This window comes from Schaalia suimastitidis DSM 15538, from assembly GCF_000429105.1.
GTDB classification, from domain to species: Bacteria; Actinomycetota; Actinomycetes; order Actinomycetales; family Actinomycetaceae; genus Pauljensenia; species Pauljensenia suimastitidis.
The window spans coordinates 132,776-147,665 of sequence record NZ_AUBF01000007.1 but is presented as its reverse complement, the minus strand read 5'-3'; the positions used below and the strand labels follow the sequence as shown (position 1 = coordinate 147,665).

The window sequence follows — 14,890 nt, the reverse complement described above, 5'->3', positions numbered from 1 at the left end:
TTCTTCACAGTCGCCACAAGCCTACCTAATGGCGATGCAGCCTCGTCACAGTATACGAGACTGCATCGACACAGTGAGGTTCTACTGGTTACTTTGCAGCAACCAAGGTGCCGATATTTTCGCCAAGAAGTGCCTTGGTGACATTACCGGGCTCACTCATACCAAAGACGCGCATATTGAGGCCGTTTTCTTGGCATAGGGCGAAGGCGGCGGCGTCGACAACTTTGAGGCCTTGCGCGAGGGCATCAGCGTAGGTAATGAAATCGAGGCGTTTGGCGTCGGGGTTCGTCCGAGGGTCAGAATCGTACACCCCGTCAACGCCGTTTTTGGCAGCCAGCAGTTCATCACAATGTGTTTCAAGTGCACGTTGAGCAGAGACCGTATCGGTTGAGAAATACGGCATACCTGCGCCCGCACCGAAGACCACGACGCGACCTTTTTCCATGTGTCTGATGGCGCGAAGCGGGATATAGGGCTCCGCTACCTGTTGCATAGCGATGGCGCTTTGGACACGTGCAGGCACACCGGCCTGTTCAATGAAGTCCTGCAACGCTAATGCATTCATGACGGTGCCCAGCATTCCCATATAGTCTGCACGGGAGCGGTCCAGACCTGAGCGTGACAGTTCGGCGCCTCGGAAGAAATTGCCGCCGCCAACGACAACGCCCACCTGGATGCCTTGGTTAACAGCTTCGGCAATTTGTGTGGCGATATCGCGTACAACGTGTGGGTCGAGGCCGACTGCACCTCCACCGAATGCCTCACCTGAGACTTTCAGTAAGACTCGTCGTTGCCGGGTCATATACGCTCCTCGTAGATTGTGGGGAAAGTGCTTGTAGTAATGGCCCCGCCTCTGGGGCGGGGCCATTAGGACATATCAGGCGCCAACGTGAACGCGGACGAACTGACTGACGGATGCGCCAGCTTCTTTAAGAACCTGGGCAACGGTCTTGTTGGGATCGCGGGCGAAAGCCTGATCAACAAGGCAGTTTTCCTTGAAGTATGCCTCAAGACGTCCCTGAACGATCTTAGGAACGATGGCTTCAGGCTTGCCTTCTTCGAGGGTGATCTTTTCGAGGGTGGCGCGTTCCTTTTCAAGCACGTCAGCTGGGACGGCGTCGCGGTCAATGTAGGCAGGCATGTAGGCAGCCACGTGCATCGCAATGTCGTGCGCCACGGATGCGCCTGCGGCGTCGGTGACGACGAAGACACCCACCTGCGGGGGCAGGTCAGGGCTGGTCTGGTGCAGGTAGAGATCCACGTTTTCGCCTTCGACGCGGATGACGCGACGGATCTCCAACTTTTCACCAATGACAGCGGCCATTTCGTTGAGAGCATCCTGAACGGTTGCTTCCCCCATGGGGGCAGCCAGCAGTGTCTCAACATCAGCTGCGCCACAAGCCACGGCAGCGTCGAGGACGCTGGCAGCGAAGTCAATGAACTTTTGGTTCTTTGCGACGAAGTCGGTTTCAGAGTTCACTTCCACCATGACGCCGACGGTGCCTTCAACGCGGGCAGCCAGCAGACCAGCTGACGCCTGGCGGCCTTCGCGCTTGGACAGCGACTTGAGGCCCTTGAGTCGAATAATTTCGAGTGCCTTTTCAGCGTCGCCGTCAGCTTCAACAAGAGCCTTCTTGACGTCCATCATGCCGGCGCCGGTTTGTTCGCGCAGCGCCTTGACATCAGCAGCGGTGAAATTCGCCATTGCTGTGTTTCCTTCCTAAAAGTCAGTCCTGTGCGGGGGCTTCTTCAGCGGTCTCTTCGACGGCTGCTTCAACAGCTGCTTCTTCAGCGTTGGCTTCGGTACCTTCGAGGAGTTCGCGCTCCCATTCGGCCAGCGGCTCAGCTGCGGGGGCAGCTTCTTCACCGGTAGCGCCCTTGCGGGTGGCCGAGCGTGCAAGAAGACCATCAGCGACAGCGTCAGCAATGACACGGGTAAGCAGGCCGACAGCGCGGATGGCGTCGTCGTTGCCGGGAACGCGGTAGTCCACTTCGTCCGGGTCAGCATTCGTGTCAAGGATCGCCACGACTGGGATGTTGAGCTTGCGTGCTTCAGAGACTGCGAGGTGTTCCTTCTTGGGGTCCACGATCCACACAGCGGAGGGCACCTTGTTCATGTCACGGATACCGCCAAGGGTACGCGAGAGTTTTTCCATCTCTCGGCGCATCATCAGCAGTTCCTTCTTGGTGCGGCCCGAACCGGCGACGTCATCAAAGTCGATTTGTTCGAGTTCCTTGAGGCGCTGGAGACGCTTGGACACGGTGGAGAAGTTGGTGAGCATACCGCCGAGCCAGCGGTGGTTCACATAGGGCATGCCAACGCGGGATGCCTGTTCGGCCACAGCTTCTTGTGCTTGCTTCTTGGTGCCGACGAAAAGGATGGTGCCTCCGTGAGCGACGGTTTGCTTGACGAAGTCGTACGCAATGTCGATATCGGCGATGGTTTGCGCCAGGTCAATGATGTAGATGCCGTTGCGCTCGGTAAGGATAAAGCGCTTCATCTTGGGGTTCCAGCGGCGTGTCTGGTGACCGAAGTGGACACCGGACTCAAGGAGCTGGCGCATGGTTACGACTGCCATTGGTCGTCCTTCCCCCGCTTATGCGGGTTTGTGGGCGTAGTCGCCCGAACTCGGTTGTCGCCCGTGAACTGGAAGTCCCAGCCTGGGCCCTAGCGCCATAGCCACCCGACTCCCGTAGGACCGCGTCGGGTGTAGCTCCGATCTTGTGCCACACGAGGCGGCTGATGCGGTAATGGCGCGCGTAGTCACCTGCCGTGGCAGATGCCCGTCTATTTTATCCCATTGTGGAAGTTGCCTTGACCATGAGGCTTGTGAGCCTCGTCCCGCAGATCGATTACCGTGGACCGTCTGTGGAACAGTGTGAGTGCACGTCCACAAAGCCCCGCTTCGTTAGCGTAGTCAGTGGGCACACCGTCAAGAATTGACGTATGAGACGCACCGCTACCTTATCCGCAGCGTTCTTGCTTATCGTCGGCTCGCTTTATTCTTTTGTGGCAGCCTCAGCGGCGGATACGTCGACATTGCCACGCTGGCTGTGGCCAACTGGCGGACCTGTTCGGGTTCTGCGCGCCTTTGATCCGCCTGAACAACCATGGCACCCTGGGCATCGTGGGGTTGATCTTGATGTCCCGATTGGCTCCCCTGTCCTCTCCCCTGCCGCTGGCACTGTCGTCTATGCCGGTGTCATCGTCGATCGTCCGGTGGTGTCGATTGATGTAGGCGGGCACTTATACCCGCTGCGCACGACCTTCGAACCAGTCGAGGCGGTGGTGGCGGCAGGTGAGTATGTTGAGGCTGGTCAGCACATTGGGTATGTCGTGGAAGGACATTCGCCGGGCAACTTGCATTGGGGGGCGAAAACCTCATCTCGACACTGGGTGAATCCTTTGCGTTTCCTCGCGGGCCGGTCCGTACTGAAACCTTGGGACAATTACTGGTAAGTATTCCGCAGTGGCCTTCCCCGTCAACCGTGGCATATCGCGAAGCTACCAACGCTGTCATGCCCTTGGATGAGCGCGTCGGTATATCGCCGATAGACGTTGTGCATCGACGTGGGTGTAACGCTGGGTGGTGTTGAGTGAGGCGTGGCCAAGTAGCTCCTGGACTGCACGCAGGTCGGCTCCTCCTTGAAGGAGATGGGTCGCTGCCGTATGGCGTAGCGCGTGGGGTGCCAAGTCCTTGACCCCTGCTGCGGCACAGGCTTGGTGGACCATTGTGCGCACAACTCGTTGGTCGATTCGTGCACCGCGAGCGCCCAAAAACAGGGCACGCTGTCCACTGTCTTTGACTAGGCAAATGCGTACTCGCGTCAGATAATGATTAAGTGCGTCGATGGCGGGATCGCCCAGTGGGACGGTCCGTTCTTTGTTGCCTTTTCCGCGCACCCGTAGCGTCCCATGTTCTTGGTTGAACGACTCGACATTAAGTCCGCACAGTTCTGCCACACGTATTCCGCTGGAATACAACACTTCGAGGATTGCCCAGTCACGCTGAGCGGTCAGGCTAGCCGTAGAATTAAGCGCTACTTCACGCGCCGTTTCCATTAAACGATGTGCTCCTTCAGTGTCTTCAACCTGAGGTAGACGTTGATCGGGCCGTGCTGTTGCCAGTACGACTGCGGGGTCATAGTCAAGCAGTCCTTCTGATTTCAACCATGCGGTGAAGTTTCGCACCGATGAAACATGGCGAGCAATGGTTGACCGTGCAGCGCCCTGCTGGTGGGACTGAGCAAGCCAACGACGCAACGCACGCGTGGTCAGTTCGGTGTTAAGTGTTGCTGCATCGGCGGTGTGTTCCAATCCGAGGCTGTCAAAACAGGAGCGGATATCAGCCCCGTATGCGGCAACAGTATGTGCACTCAGCCCACGCCTGTGTTGAAGATGCTGAAGCCACAATGTTAACGGCGGATGCTCACTCACGTATCAATGCTAACCTGTCATATTTGCTTGACGTCCTTCGGCATGATGTCGCCCCTGCGACTTCGTTGTGGTGCGCGTCGCCATCCTCGAGGATCGCCACACACCCATCCTGATAATTCCAGTCGTGCAAGCGCAGCCAACACTTCTTGGCGGGACAGGCCCGCTGCGTTAACTAAGGTGTCTGTGCTGCACCCTGAACGCGCAGGGAGGGCGTCCCATACGCGTCGCTGGGCAATTGGGAGGGCATCGACGCCGTGATCTTTTTCGACTGGCATACCAAATATCGGTGCTTCGTGTTCTTGGATTGCCCGATGGTACGGGGCGAGCATTTCTGCGATGTCAGCCGCGTGTCGAATGAGGGTGGCGCCGTTGCGGATCAGTTCGTGACAGCCTTGCGACATCGTGGCCGTCACAGGACCGGGCACTGCTCCAACCTCTCGGCCAATTTCCATGCCTTGCCGTGCGGTCGCTAATGCACCTGAACGCAACGCCGCTTCGACAACTACAATGCCGTTACTTGCGGCGGCAATAAGCCGGTTGCGAGCGAGGAAACGCCACCGGGCAGGCCGCCAACTTGGCGGAACTTCGCTGACGATCGCGCCACCTGCGCGGACAATATCTGAAAATAGTTCCCGGTGTGCCTGCGGGTAAGGCACACCAATCCCGCCAGCCATATAGGCCACGGTTGGCGCGCCTGCATCAAGACTGCCACGGTGGGCAGCTGCATCAATACCGAATGCTCCGCCAGATATGGTACCGAAACCGCGCGATGCCAAGTCCACTGAGAGGTCACGGGCGGTCTGTTCACCCATGGGGCTCGAGGCGCGGGCACCAACTACTGCAACCATCGGGCAGAGTGGAAGTTGCCCAAGTACCCATAACAGGCGCGGTGCCCAATGCCCCAGGTCAGCAACGCCCTGCGGCCATCGTGGATTCGACGCGGTGACGATACCGCCTCCAATCCGTTCGAGTACCATCATTTCTTGGTCCACTGAGACATTGCTTGCGCGTGGATACCATCGTTTCCAAGCAGTCGTCCATTCCTGGGCGCCGATCGTCGCATATGCTGCTGCTGGAAGGGCGCCTGGCTTCTGAGCGCTCGCCCATTGGCGGGCTTCATGATCGCCCAGCAGGTGACGCAGTTGGGAGGCCATCGTGTCGCTGGGTTCAGCAACGCAGGACCACCAAATCGCGTCCCTTTCGTCGTCTGTCACGTTACAGGTAGGCATGTGGTCCTCCTGATCGCAGTGACAGGGCGGTGGCGAGGTGTCCTTCGTGTGGGGCAGCACAGTCATCAAGGTCAGCCACACTCCACATCAAACGCAGGACACGGTCTGCACCACGCATGGTCAGGTCGGCGCGTTCAATAGCTTCGTCGAGCAAATTTAAAATCGACCGGGGTGTTGGTAGGTGTGCGCGCATCCATGTGCCGGGTAGTTGGCGGTTGAGTATCCACGGGGTGTCACGTAAGCGATGCGCTGCACGGCTACGCGCGTTGGCCACCCGTTGTCGACTGCCCTGCGATGTATGTGCGGCACAATGCAATAGATCAGCACGCGTCGGTGCGCGCATAGCTATCGTGATGTCGATACGGTCCAGGAGCGGACCCGAAAGGCGTGCTCTGTATCGACGACGTTGGAGCGAGGTGCACGTGCATTGTGTGCGGCGGTTACCACCTCCGCAGGGACATGGATTCGAAGCGAGTACGAGTTGAAAATCCGCAGGGAAACGAGCATGTCCTTTCGCCCGATGCACGCTCACTTCTCCTTCTTCAAGTGGCTGCCGTAAGGCGTCTAAGGCGTGTGGCGAAAACTCGGGGGCCTCGTCAAGAAAGAGGACACCACCATGAGCTAAGGAAACCGCGCCTGGGCGCATATGAGTGCTGCCACCACCAATGAGTGCCACAGTCGTCACACTATGGTGAGGGTTTTGTAATGGAGGTTGGCGGATAAGACCGCCTTTAGTGCCAAGTGTTCCTGCCAGAGAATGGACAGCCGTGGCGGTCAGGGCGGTGGCGTCGTCCAAAGGCGGCAAAATAGTGGGCAATCGTCGGGCAAGCATTGTTTTCCCTGAACCTGGTTCGCCAATAAGATGCAAATGATGTCCACCTGCTGCGGCAACCTCAAGGGCAGCGATGGCGCAGTCTTGACCGCGGATATCGGCAAGATCACCGCTGCTACTTTTTCCTTGTCCCGCCCACTCGTCTGACGTGACGGTTTTTTGTTGCTCAACACTTGGTCGATAGCCACTTGGTGCCGTGCGGCGCGCTGCGCCACCTGCCCACGTGACGACGTCAGCCAAATGATCGAAGGCGGTGACGTCCATGCCTGGTACCAGACGTGCTTCCTTAGCGTTGTCGGTGGCAACTACCGCCTGGCCTATACCTGCCGATGCCGCCGCGACCAGCGCAGGCAGGACGCCTCGTATCGGACGTAAGGTGCCGTCGAGTGATAGTTCTGCCAGCAGCACCGTGGTGTGGAGCCGTTCGGCATGAACTCGTCCTGTCGCAGCCAAGATCGACATTGCGATAGCCAAGTCAAAACCGCTCCCAGCCTTTGGCAGGCCCGCAGGGCACAGGTTAACCACGATGTGCCGGTCGAGGACTTCCAATGCGCAACTTTGTAATGCAGCACGAACCCGATCTTTTGCTTCACGTAATGAGGCATCTGGTAAGCCAACCAGGGTAAAGGCCACAAGTCCGCGGCCTACATGCGTCTCGACTTCAACCAGATGTCCTTCAAGTCCAACAAGGGCGACCGCAAGTGTTGAAGCGCTCATGACACGCCCTCCACCCAGGTCACATGTACCTTGAACTGGTCAAAGTCGATCGGACCACTCGTGGCGAGGATCTGTGGACGGTATTCCACGGGGATCGTCAAAGCAATGACGTCAAGACGTATCGGCGCGCTGGTGTCATATTGGCGTGCCCATTGTGCAGCCAGTGCCCGTAGGCGTCGCAGTTTTTTCGGATCAACGGCTTCAAGTGCGGTGCCATAAAGTGTGCCGACACGTGTCTTGACCTCGCAGATCACGATCGTGCCTGCGTCATCTTGTGCGATGATATCGAGTTCTCCGTTGTGTCCAGCACGCCAATTGCGGGCGAGGATCTGGTATCCGCTTTCCTCCAGCAGGTCAGCAGCAAATGCTTCACCTGCTTTGCCTAGGCCCCTGCGAGTCTGTGCTTGCATATTGATCACCTCCACATTCAGCCTGGCATGTGGTGGCATATATGCGTCGACGATGGGCTGGAAGTGTGGATTGGGTTCGTCTGCTATCCCAGGCTGTGCATAGGTCGCACAGTGTGCCTACTGTGTGGATTCAACATGAAGTGGCACGACATATGTAGATTCGACAGGCACTGGCGCACCGCCGCGTTGGTCCAATATCAGCTACCGCACCGCCGCGTAGCACCCCACGGACAGACGAACACTCACCCCGTCGCCGCGCGCATTCTTCACCATTTGCGCTTTGGCCGCGGGCACCCCACGGACAGACGAACGCCCGCCTTCCAGACCGATTAAGGAATTTGCAGCTCAGATTTTGCTAGCTCTTCAACGTTGACATCCTTGTATGTCACAACACGCACCGAGCGCACGAACCGCGAGGAACGGTAGATATCCCACACCCAGGCATCTGTGAGTGTCAGTTCAAAGAAAATGTCGTTACCAACGGGACGAGCCTGCACATCAACCTGATTACACAGGTAGAAACGTCGCTCTGTTTCAACGACGTAGTTGAACAGCCCGATCACGTCCCGGTATTCCTTGAAAAGTTCCAATTCCAGGGCGTTCTCGTAGCTTTCAATATCTTGGCTCACCCTCTCATCATAGTCGGCGGTCATCTAATCGCTATGCGCAGCCTTGCGCGCGGCTAATTGCCGACGATGCGTTGCTTCTGATCGCACGCATGGGATGGCGTCGCACGGCTAGCGGTCCACGCCAGGTAATTTCCACGATCGTCGATGCCACTGACTTGGCCCCATCTCACGCAGCGCACTGATATGGGCCGCGGACGCATACCCTTTGTTTGATGCCCACGCGTAACCAGGATCAGGCAAGGTTGCCATATAGTCATCACGCGCCACCTTCGCAAGGATCGAGGCCGCCGCAACGACCGCACACGATCGGTCACCTTTGACCTGGGTAACAACAGGAAGGACGTCAAGCGCCTCGCTGCCAGGCAAGGTAGGACCATCTAACGCTGACAGCAGGTCATTGGGCGTAGTGAGCCAATTATGTGAGCCGTCAAGCAACACTCCGCCAAGCGTGTGCCCGTGAGCTTCGATTTCCGCTATGCCACGTCTGGCTGCCAGGCGCAAAGCGCACGTGATCCCCCACCGGTCGATTTCTTCAGCGCTGGCCCACCCCACTGCACTATCACACACCCAATTGGCAACGCGGGGAGCCAAAGCAGTGCGCGTAGTGGCGCTGAGCAATTTGGAGTCCGCTAAACGAGGCGGTGCTTGCCCACAGTGGGCATCAACCAAGGCAACACCAACGGCAAGGGGACCTGCCAACGCACCTCGGCCCACCTCGTCAATGCCGATTACTGTTCCCCATTTCGCGCACAGCGACAGTTCGAGGTCACGAGTGGGTCCGTTGCTGTGTGTCATTACACCTACTGCACTTGAGGGACCGCAGCAAAAGTGTCGCGTCCAGGTAGTGTCCCCCAGTTTCCTATGGGCCAGATAATTGCCACTGCTTTTCCAACGACGGCGTCGGTGGAAATAAACGGGGTTTCGTCGCCACTCATGTGATAGCGCGAATCGGCTGAATTGGCTCGATTGTCCCCCATTACCCACAGTTTTCCTTCAGGTACCGTGACATCAAAAACCATCGTGCAGGCTTGTCCCATCACATAGGGTTCAGTGATGCTCACGCCATTGACCTGAAGTTGCCCACCCATAGTTGGGCATTGAACACGGTCACCACCAACCCCAATGACGCGTTTCACCAAGTTTTGTCCAGCGTCAGCTGGGATGATTCCAAGAAACTCTCCGGCCTTTGTCCACCATGGTTGTTCGCCTGGCGGTAACCACCCTAAAACGTCGTCAAAAACAATGACGTCGCCGCGTTTAATATTGCCAGTCCATGAGTGGATACGTGACACAGCGATGCGGTCATTTTCCACCAGCGTTGGGTTCATTGACGGGGAAGGGATGTAGAACACTTGGACGATAAAGAGGCGCAACAATGTGGAGACAAGCAAGGCCAGGAGCACCACTAGTGCAATCTCTTTGAACCATTCCCATGGTGATGAGGCACGGCGACGCGCCTCACGGTGGAGTTCTCTGCGCGAGGGCAGGTGCATCGGCGCACGGTTCGACGCAGGTGTAAATCCTGCATTATCCATTGGCTCTCCTCACCTGGGTGGTATACACAGTGTGGCCCGAACTGCCGCTTGGGGCAATTCGGGCCACATCAGCAGGCCTTAGCAGATCACTCTGCGGAGCCGGAACGGTGTTCCTTGATCTTCGCTGCTTTACCATGACGTTCGCGCAGGTAGTACAGCTTTGCGCGGCGCACATCGCCCTTGGTGACGACCTCAATGTGGTCGATCGTGGGGGCGTGAAGCGGGAAGGTACGTTCCACACCGACACCGAAGGAAACCTTACGAACGGTGAAGGTGGAGGACACGCCGTGTCCGCGACGAGCGAGCACGACACCCTGGAAGATCTGGATGCGGGAGCGGCTACCTTCAATAACCTTGACGTGCACCTTGACGGTGTCACCGGCGCGGAATGAAGGGATGTCATCGCGCAGCGAGGCTGCGTCGACTGCGTCAAGCTTCTGCATTTTTACTCCTCGACGTCCCTGCCGCAGGTCAGTCACGTCTGATTCGGCAGGTTAACCCTGCGATTTCGTGATGGTCCTCCGCGTATGGCGTCCCCCTGCGGCAGGTTGCGCCACGGCGGACCAGTACATAAGTTTGCCACAGTTTGTGGCAGCACCCAAGTGTCGCCAAGGGCAGATATTTCGCTCATCGGGTGATATTGCGCACCAAGACGTTGTCGATATTGTCCACACCACCAACGTCAAAATGGCGTCTCCCGGCGATACGGAAACCGTGTCTCTTGTAAAACGCAGTCGAGCGTTTATTTCCAATATTGGTCCCCAGCACCACTTGCGTGTGTTGCGTGTGGGTGTAGACATCGTCTACGGCGACTTCCAGAAGTGCCCCTGCGATACCAGAACCACGCCAGGCAGCATCCAGATAGCATTTTGATAGGTAGGCAGCTGTCGTATCAATTTTGCCGGGCCGCACCATACCGTCAGGCAGGGCGTGTGGGCCCACATGCGTCAAGGTGTAGCCCACAGGATGTGTGTCGTCGCCGTCAATGGTCGCGATGAGGATTCGGTTGCGGTCCGGGTTGGCAAGAAGTTCACGGAAAACGTCAACGCCAAGTTGTGTGGCGATAAAGTCGTCAATGGCTTGGCGCGGCAGATGCTCAGGACAAGCGTCAGGGAAGGTCCGTGATGCTAATGCAGAAATGGCAGCCGCATCGTCAGCGGTGGCTGGTCGAATAACCAGGCGTGCGCTGCGCGGTACGAGCACGTAGCCCTTGCGTGCAAGTATTTCCCTGTCGGTAGTACCAAGCGTTGCTGGGTCAAGGCGAGCTACCATGTCGGGCCGACGTACTGCTGTACGTTCAAGGGAGCGCTCACGACGCCATCGCCCGATTGCCGCATGGTCACCACCGCGCAATACTTCAGGGACGTCAAAGTCACGCCACGATGCTGGCCGGGTATAGGCAGGATATTCCAACAACCCGTCGTCGCTATGTGATTCTTCAACAAGCGACTCAGGGTTGCCTACCACGCCGTCAAGGAGACGTCCGACGGCCTCGGCAAGAACGAGTGCCGCCACCTCTCCCCCGTTGAGGACGTAGTCGCCAATAGAAAAGTAGAGGACCTCGATACCTTCGGCTTCGTAATAGTCTCCGACACGTTGGTCAATACCTTCGTATCGACCACAGGCCACGATGATGTGGTCTGCGCTGGTGAGTTCTTCCGCCACACTTTGCGTGAAAGGCGTACCTGATGGTGTGGGGATGGCAAGGATTCGACGAGGCGAAGCCCCTTTCTGCGGTAACACGGGCTGAGCAAGGGCCTCGTCAATAGCCTTCCCCCACACGTCGGGCCGCATCACCATTCCCGCGCCACCCCCATAGGGTGTATCGTCAACAGTGCGGTGTTTATCTGTGGCCCAGCGACGCAGATCATGGACGGCGACGGTCAACAAACCTGCCTGTCGAGCTTTACCCATCAGTGAAAGGTCCAGTGGGGCGAAATAGTCGGGGAAGATTGAGATCAGGTCGAGGCGCATTAGGAGCGGCCTCCGTCTGCTCCATCTATGACATCGTCGTCGAAAAGACCGCCTGGAGCGTCAATGACGACGTAGCCGCCGTCAACATTGACGGTGGGGACAAGCTGAGTGACAAAGGGAACCATGACGGTGCCACTGGGCGCCTTCACCAGAAGGAGGTCTTGTGCTGCCCCCACGTGAAGGCCTGTGACGGTGCCTAACGTATTGCCATCAGGGTCTTGTGCACGCAGGCCTTTTAGTTGGTGGGGATACCAAGCGTCGACTTCTTCGTGTTCGTCAACCAGTAGTGCCGTACCACGCAGTGTTTCAATGGTTTCCCGGTCGTGTACTTCGTCGAAGACAACAAGGACACGGTCTTTATGGGTCCGCAGGTTCGCGATGGTCAGACGTGGGTGTGTGCGGGAATCAGTGTCAAGGATCGCACCTATACGGAGGAGGTCGGCATCGTCCGTACGCACATCAAGGATGGCTTCGCCTCGTAAACCATGTGCGGGACCAATAAGGGCTGCTGTCATCTGCATAGGGCTATGGTACGTGATCGAGGACAAAGGGTTCTTCAGGGAGAAAACGAAGGCCCGGACCTTAGGGCCCGGGCCTTCGCATTTGAAATTATTCCCTGTCAGTGTCGACAACGTCGACTCGGACGGGTCCGCGTGTGGAAAGTGCACCGATCACTGTGCGTAGTGCCCGGGCGGTGCGACCGCCACGCCCAATGACACGACCAAGGTCATCGGGGTGAACCCGAACTTCAAGGAGTTGACCTCGGCGTTGAGAACGGGTGCGCACGCGCACGTCGTCTGGGTTATCAACTATGCCACTGACCAGGTGTTCCAGCGCGTCAGCAAGCATGCTCAGGCTTCCTCTGCCTCGGCCAGAGCCTCAGCGGTCTCTTCAGCGCTTTCTTCCGCAGCAGCCTTTTCGGCAGCCTTCGCAGCTGATGCATCCGCCTTACGCTTTTCAGCGGCGGATTCTGCAGCTTTGATGGCTTCAGCAGCTTCAGCAACCTTGTCACCTTCAGCGACCTTAACGCGGGACACCGCGTCCTTCTTGCCGTTGAAACGAGCAATGTCGCCGGTGAGGACGAGCAGGTTACGGACCTGGTCGGAAGGCTGTGCGCCTACGCCGAGCCAGTACTGAGCACGCTCAGACTCAATGCGAATGATTGAGGGGTTTGGTGTGGGATCGTACAGGCCGATCTCTTCGATGACGCGGCCGTCACGCTTCTTGCGCGAATCGACAACGACAACACGGTAGACGGGTGCATGGATCTTGCCCATGCGCTTCAGTCGGATGCGAACTGCCACTTGTGTGGTCACTCCTGTTTCGTATAGAGGTGGGATGCCACGCGCGATGGTGGGAAACACATCGCAGGTATTATCCCAAGGACACGTTCATTCGGAGTGAGAGGGTCACCGAATGTTCGGGTACAGCGAACTATTTTGCCACGAATACGCCTTATTTCCCAAGTTTCTTCAGCGCTAACTTCGGGCCTATCACAGTGGAACTGGTCACTGAGGTGGCACATGAGTTACAGGCTCGCCAGCGAAAGGTGACCGCATCACATATATGTCCAAGAAATTGCCAACAGTGGTTCAAGGATAGTGTCAAAATGGGCACATCCCTGCAAAGTGTCGGCAATCTTTTCCGACGCATCGCGTTCTCAGTGACGAGAAACCCCATTAACAACATATTCCACTGCCGGAGGTTTATGATCGCCTGCCATCGTTTACGTTTAGTCGCCACGCTCCTTGCTATGACCGTTGAAGAGGCTCAACGAGCAGCCGAGGCTACTACAGTTCAGCAGGCTCAGATTCGCTCTCTTCAGGGGGAAGCGCAGCTGTCCTATCGCAATTGCACTGAGGCCCACGCCGCTGCGGTGAGACCTATATACCAGGGCCAGCCTGTGGCAACGCCGATCGAAACCCTCATGGCGGCCCTGTTCCACCTATATATGAGGGCCAGTCTGGCTACAGCAGGAAACTCGACCGTGACGGTAATGGGGTTGCATGCGAGAAATAACTCTGTGCGCGCGTGGTAGGGTGAAAATATTCCCGATGCAGCAAAGGATGGTCTCGTGATGAGCACGTCAACGCTCACACCGCTGGCTTCAGCTTTAGCTGATATCGCACTTGAAGCAGCATGGGCACCTGCCGCCTACCTGCGTCAAGCAGCACACAGCGGCACAGATTTCACGACGAAAGCAAATTATCACGATCCTGTGACCATCCACGACCAGGCAGTGGAAACCGCGTTACGTATCATCTTGGACTGCGCTGTGCCCGGCTCACTCCTCCTTGGCGAAGAAGGTGGCGCCGCACCACTTGGCGGCCCAACCTGCGACCTTGACGTTGCCTGCGCGCCACTGCCTTCCTCCCCTAGGTGGCACGAGGCGCTCAGTGCGGTAGCAGGCCTCGGCAATCGTGTGCGTTGGATCGTTGACCCCATTGATGGCACCGCAAATTTTGCTGCTGGAATGCCGTGGTTTTGCACGTCCATCGGTGTTGAGCTCGATGGACGTGTCGTAGCAGGCGTAGTTGTGGCACCGCTCCTCGATCAAGCGTGGGCTGCCGACAGCGCTAAGGCGTGGCATGAGGGACGCGGTATTCGCACACCCCTGCAGGCTGGCCGCCCACTTACTGAAAAAGAAGCGCTCTTTATCTGTTACTACCCTGGTCCCAGCACCATCAAACGTGATGGCGCCACCGCACTTGCCTATGAGGCGACACTATTCGAGGCGCATCAGACACTGCGGCGCACAGGGGCCGCTGCCCTTGATCTGGCCCATATTGCGTCGTCGTGGTGTGCAGGAATGATGGGTTTTGGTTTTGGGCCGTGGGATTTGGCTGCTGGTGTACACATTGTCCGCATCGCAGGGGGAACCGTCCATAATCCTGATACAGGCACCGGACTACCTGAAGGTCTACGGCCAGCATGTTTGGCAATCGCCCCTGGCGCCGAATTACCGACCGCGACCAATGTTTTTTCCCAGATTGTGGCGCAGCGGCAGCTCCGCACGTAGCGCCCGAAAGACGCGTGGCAGCACATACGCCTGAGGCGGCTGGGCCACTGGGCCGCTGTGCGGCTGCGCCACTGGGCCGCTGGGACGCCTTGGCCACGGGGTCACTT

Annotated in this window: 18 protein-coding genes; 3 read left to right on the top strand and 15 right to left on the bottom strand. The window is 57.7% G+C overall.

What is annotated here, in order from left to right; genetic code table 11:
- Positions 1-88: 88 nt before the first annotated feature.
- The 3 genes from pyrH to rpsB form a co-directional block, all read right to left on the bottom strand.
- Positions 89-802: a UMP kinase gene (gene pyrH, locus G438_RS0103270; protein WP_026460143.1), complete on the bottom strand. Its 714-nt coding sequence runs from the start codon at positions 800-802 to the stop codon at positions 89-91.
- A gap of 75 nt (positions 803-877) precedes the next feature.
- On the bottom strand, positions 878-1,705 hold the full coding sequence (gene tsf, locus G438_RS0103265; protein ID WP_026460142.1) for a translation elongation factor Ts: 828 nt from the start codon (positions 1,703-1,705) through the stop codon (positions 878-880).
- A 22-nt stretch (positions 1,706-1,727) separates the two neighbouring features.
- Positions 1,728-2,579 (bottom strand): 30S ribosomal protein S2, encoded by an 852-nt coding sequence (gene rpsB / locus G438_RS0103260; protein WP_026460141.1) that lies wholly within the window; start codon positions 2,577-2,579, stop codon positions 1,728-1,730.
- 368 nt (positions 2,580-2,947) lie between these two features.
- On the opposite strand from rpsB, the gene G438_RS0103255 reads away from it, so the two are divergent.
- Positions 2,948-3,460 (top strand): M23 family metallopeptidase, encoded by a 513-nt coding sequence (locus tag G438_RS0103255; RefSeq protein ID WP_026460140.1) that lies wholly within the window; start codon positions 2,948-2,950, stop codon positions 3,458-3,460.
- A 57-nt stretch (positions 3,461-3,517) separates the two neighbouring features.
- On the opposite strand, the gene G438_RS0103250 is transcribed toward G438_RS0103255, so the two are convergent.
- The 12 genes from G438_RS0103250 to rpsP form a co-directional block, all read right to left on the bottom strand.
- Positions 3,518-4,438 carry a tyrosine recombinase XerC gene (locus tag G438_RS0103250; RefSeq protein ID WP_240470966.1) on the bottom strand — a complete coding sequence of 307 codons (921 nt, stop codon included), beginning with the start codon at positions 4,436-4,438 and terminating at the stop codon, positions 3,518-3,520.
- Between the two features lie 17 nt (positions 4,439-4,455).
- Entirely contained in the window at positions 4,456-5,667 is a 1,212-nt protein-coding gene (dprA, locus tag G438_RS10500) for a DNA-processing protein DprA (protein WP_051259240.1), read from the bottom strand.
- The gene (locus G438_RS0103240) at positions 5,654-7,216 is read right to left on the bottom strand and encodes a YifB family Mg chelatase-like AAA ATPase (protein ID WP_026460138.1); all 1,563 of its coding nucleotides are present in this window, start codon (positions 7,214-7,216) and stop codon (positions 5,654-5,656) included. The genes dprA and G438_RS0103240 overlap by 14 nt, the downstream gene beginning before the upstream one ends.
- Entirely contained in the window at positions 7,213-7,626 is a 414-nt protein-coding gene (locus tag G438_RS10495) for a YraN family protein (RefSeq protein WP_034284910.1), read from the bottom strand. Before G438_RS10495 ends, G438_RS0103240 begins: the two co-directional genes overlap by 4 nt.
- Positions 7,627-7,955: 329 nt before the next feature.
- Entirely contained in the window at positions 7,956-8,255 is a 300-nt protein-coding gene (locus G438_RS0103230) for a DUF2469 domain-containing protein (RefSeq protein ID WP_026460137.1), read from the bottom strand.
- Between the two features lie 108 nt (positions 8,256-8,363).
- Positions 8,364-9,050 (bottom strand): ribonuclease HII, encoded by a 687-nt coding sequence (locus G438_RS0103225; RefSeq protein WP_034284908.1) that lies wholly within the window; start codon positions 9,048-9,050, stop codon positions 8,364-8,366.
- A 5-nt stretch (positions 9,051-9,055) separates the two neighbouring features.
- Positions 9,056-9,790: a signal peptidase I gene (gene lepB, locus G438_RS0103220; protein WP_026460135.1), complete on the bottom strand. Its 735-nt coding sequence runs from the start codon at positions 9,788-9,790 to the stop codon at positions 9,056-9,058.
- Positions 9,791-9,876: 86 nt separating this feature from the next.
- The gene (gene rplS, locus G438_RS0103215) at positions 9,877-10,233 is read right to left on the bottom strand and encodes a 50S ribosomal protein L19 (RefSeq protein ID WP_026460134.1); all 357 of its coding nucleotides are present in this window, start codon (positions 10,231-10,233) and stop codon (positions 9,877-9,879) included.
- 184 nt (positions 10,234-10,417) lie between these two features.
- On the bottom strand, positions 10,418-11,764 hold the full coding sequence (trmD, locus tag G438_RS0103210) for a tRNA (guanosine(37)-N1)-methyltransferase TrmD (protein WP_026460133.1): 1,347 nt from the start codon (positions 11,762-11,764) through the stop codon (positions 10,418-10,420).
- On the bottom strand, positions 11,764-12,285 hold the full coding sequence (rimM, locus tag G438_RS0103205) for a ribosome maturation factor RimM (RefSeq protein WP_026460132.1): 522 nt from the start codon (positions 12,283-12,285) through the stop codon (positions 11,764-11,766). Before rimM ends, trmD begins: the two co-directional genes overlap by 1 nt.
- An 88-nt stretch (positions 12,286-12,373) precedes the next feature.
- On the bottom strand, positions 12,374-12,613 hold the full coding sequence (locus G438_RS0103200; RefSeq protein WP_026460131.1) for an RNA-binding protein: 240 nt from the start codon (positions 12,611-12,613) through the stop codon (positions 12,374-12,376).
- 2 nt (positions 12,614-12,615) lie between these two features.
- Positions 12,616-13,068 carry a 30S ribosomal protein S16 gene (rpsP, locus tag G438_RS0103195; RefSeq protein WP_026460130.1) on the bottom strand — a complete coding sequence of 151 codons (453 nt, stop codon included), beginning with the start codon at positions 13,066-13,068 and terminating at the stop codon, positions 12,616-12,618.
- Positions 13,069-13,517: 449 nt separating this feature from the next.
- On the opposite strand from rpsP, the gene G438_RS12775 reads away from it, so the two are divergent.
- Both G438_RS12775 and G438_RS10490 read left to right on the top strand, forming a co-directional pair.
- A complete protein-coding gene (locus G438_RS12775; RefSeq protein ID WP_240470965.1) occupies positions 13,518-13,802 on the top strand; it encodes a hypothetical protein in 285 nt (94 codons plus the stop codon).
- Between the two features lie 39 nt (positions 13,803-13,841).
- Entirely contained in the window at positions 13,842-14,783 is a 942-nt protein-coding gene (locus G438_RS10490; RefSeq protein ID WP_051259239.1) for an inositol monophosphatase family protein, read from the top strand.
- The last annotated feature ends 107 nt before the right edge of the window (positions 14,784-14,890 follow it).

Coding starts and splice junctions, on each gene's coding strand:
- pyrH (WP_026460143.1), bottom strand. CDS start 802: ATGACCCGGCAACGACGAGTCTTACTGAAAGTCTCAGGTGAGGCATTC.
- tsf (WP_026460142.1), bottom strand. CDS start 1,705: ATGGCGAATTTCACCGCTGCTGATGTCAAGGCGCTGCGCGAACAAACC.
- rpsB (WP_026460141.1), bottom strand. CDS start 2,579: ATGGCAGTCGTAACCATGCGCCAGCTCCTTGAGTCCGGTGTCCACTTC.
- G438_RS0103255 (WP_026460140.1), top strand. CDS start 2,948: ATGAGACGCACCGCTACCTTATCCGCAGCGTTCTTGCTTATCGTCGGC.
- dprA (WP_051259240.1), bottom strand. CDS start 5,667: ATGCCTACCTGTAACGTGACAGACGACGAAAGGGACGCGATTTGGTGG.
- G438_RS0103240 (WP_026460138.1), bottom strand. CDS start 7,216: ATGAGCGCTTCAACACTTGCGGTCGCCCTTGTTGGACTTGAAGGACAT.
- G438_RS10495 (WP_034284910.1), bottom strand. CDS start 7,626: ATGCAAGCACAGACTCGCAGGGGCCTAGGCAAAGCAGGTGAAGCATTT.
- G438_RS0103225 (WP_034284908.1), bottom strand. CDS start 9,050: ATGACACACAGCAACGGACCCACTCGTGACCTCGAACTGTCGCTGTGC.
- lepB (WP_026460135.1), bottom strand. CDS start 9,790: ATGGATAATGCAGGATTTACACCTGCGTCGAACCGTGCGCCGATGCAC.
- rplS (WP_026460134.1), bottom strand. CDS start 10,233: ATGCAGAAGCTTGACGCAGTCGACGCAGCCTCGCTGCGCGATGACATC.
- trmD (WP_026460133.1), bottom strand. CDS start 11,764: ATGCGCCTCGACCTGATCTCAATCTTCCCCGACTATTTCGCCCCACTG.
- rimM (WP_026460132.1), bottom strand. CDS start 12,285: ATGCAGATGACAGCAGCCCTTATTGGTCCCGCACATGGTTTACGAGGC.
- G438_RS0103200 (WP_026460131.1), bottom strand. CDS start 12,613: ATGCTTGCTGACGCGCTGGAACACCTGGTCAGTGGCATAGTTGATAAC.
- G438_RS12775 (WP_240470965.1), top strand. CDS start 13,518: ATGACCGTTGAAGAGGCTCAACGAGCAGCCGAGGCTACTACAGTTCAG.
- G438_RS10490 (WP_051259239.1), top strand. CDS start 13,842: ATGAGCACGTCAACGCTCACACCGCTGGCTTCAGCTTTAGCTGATATC.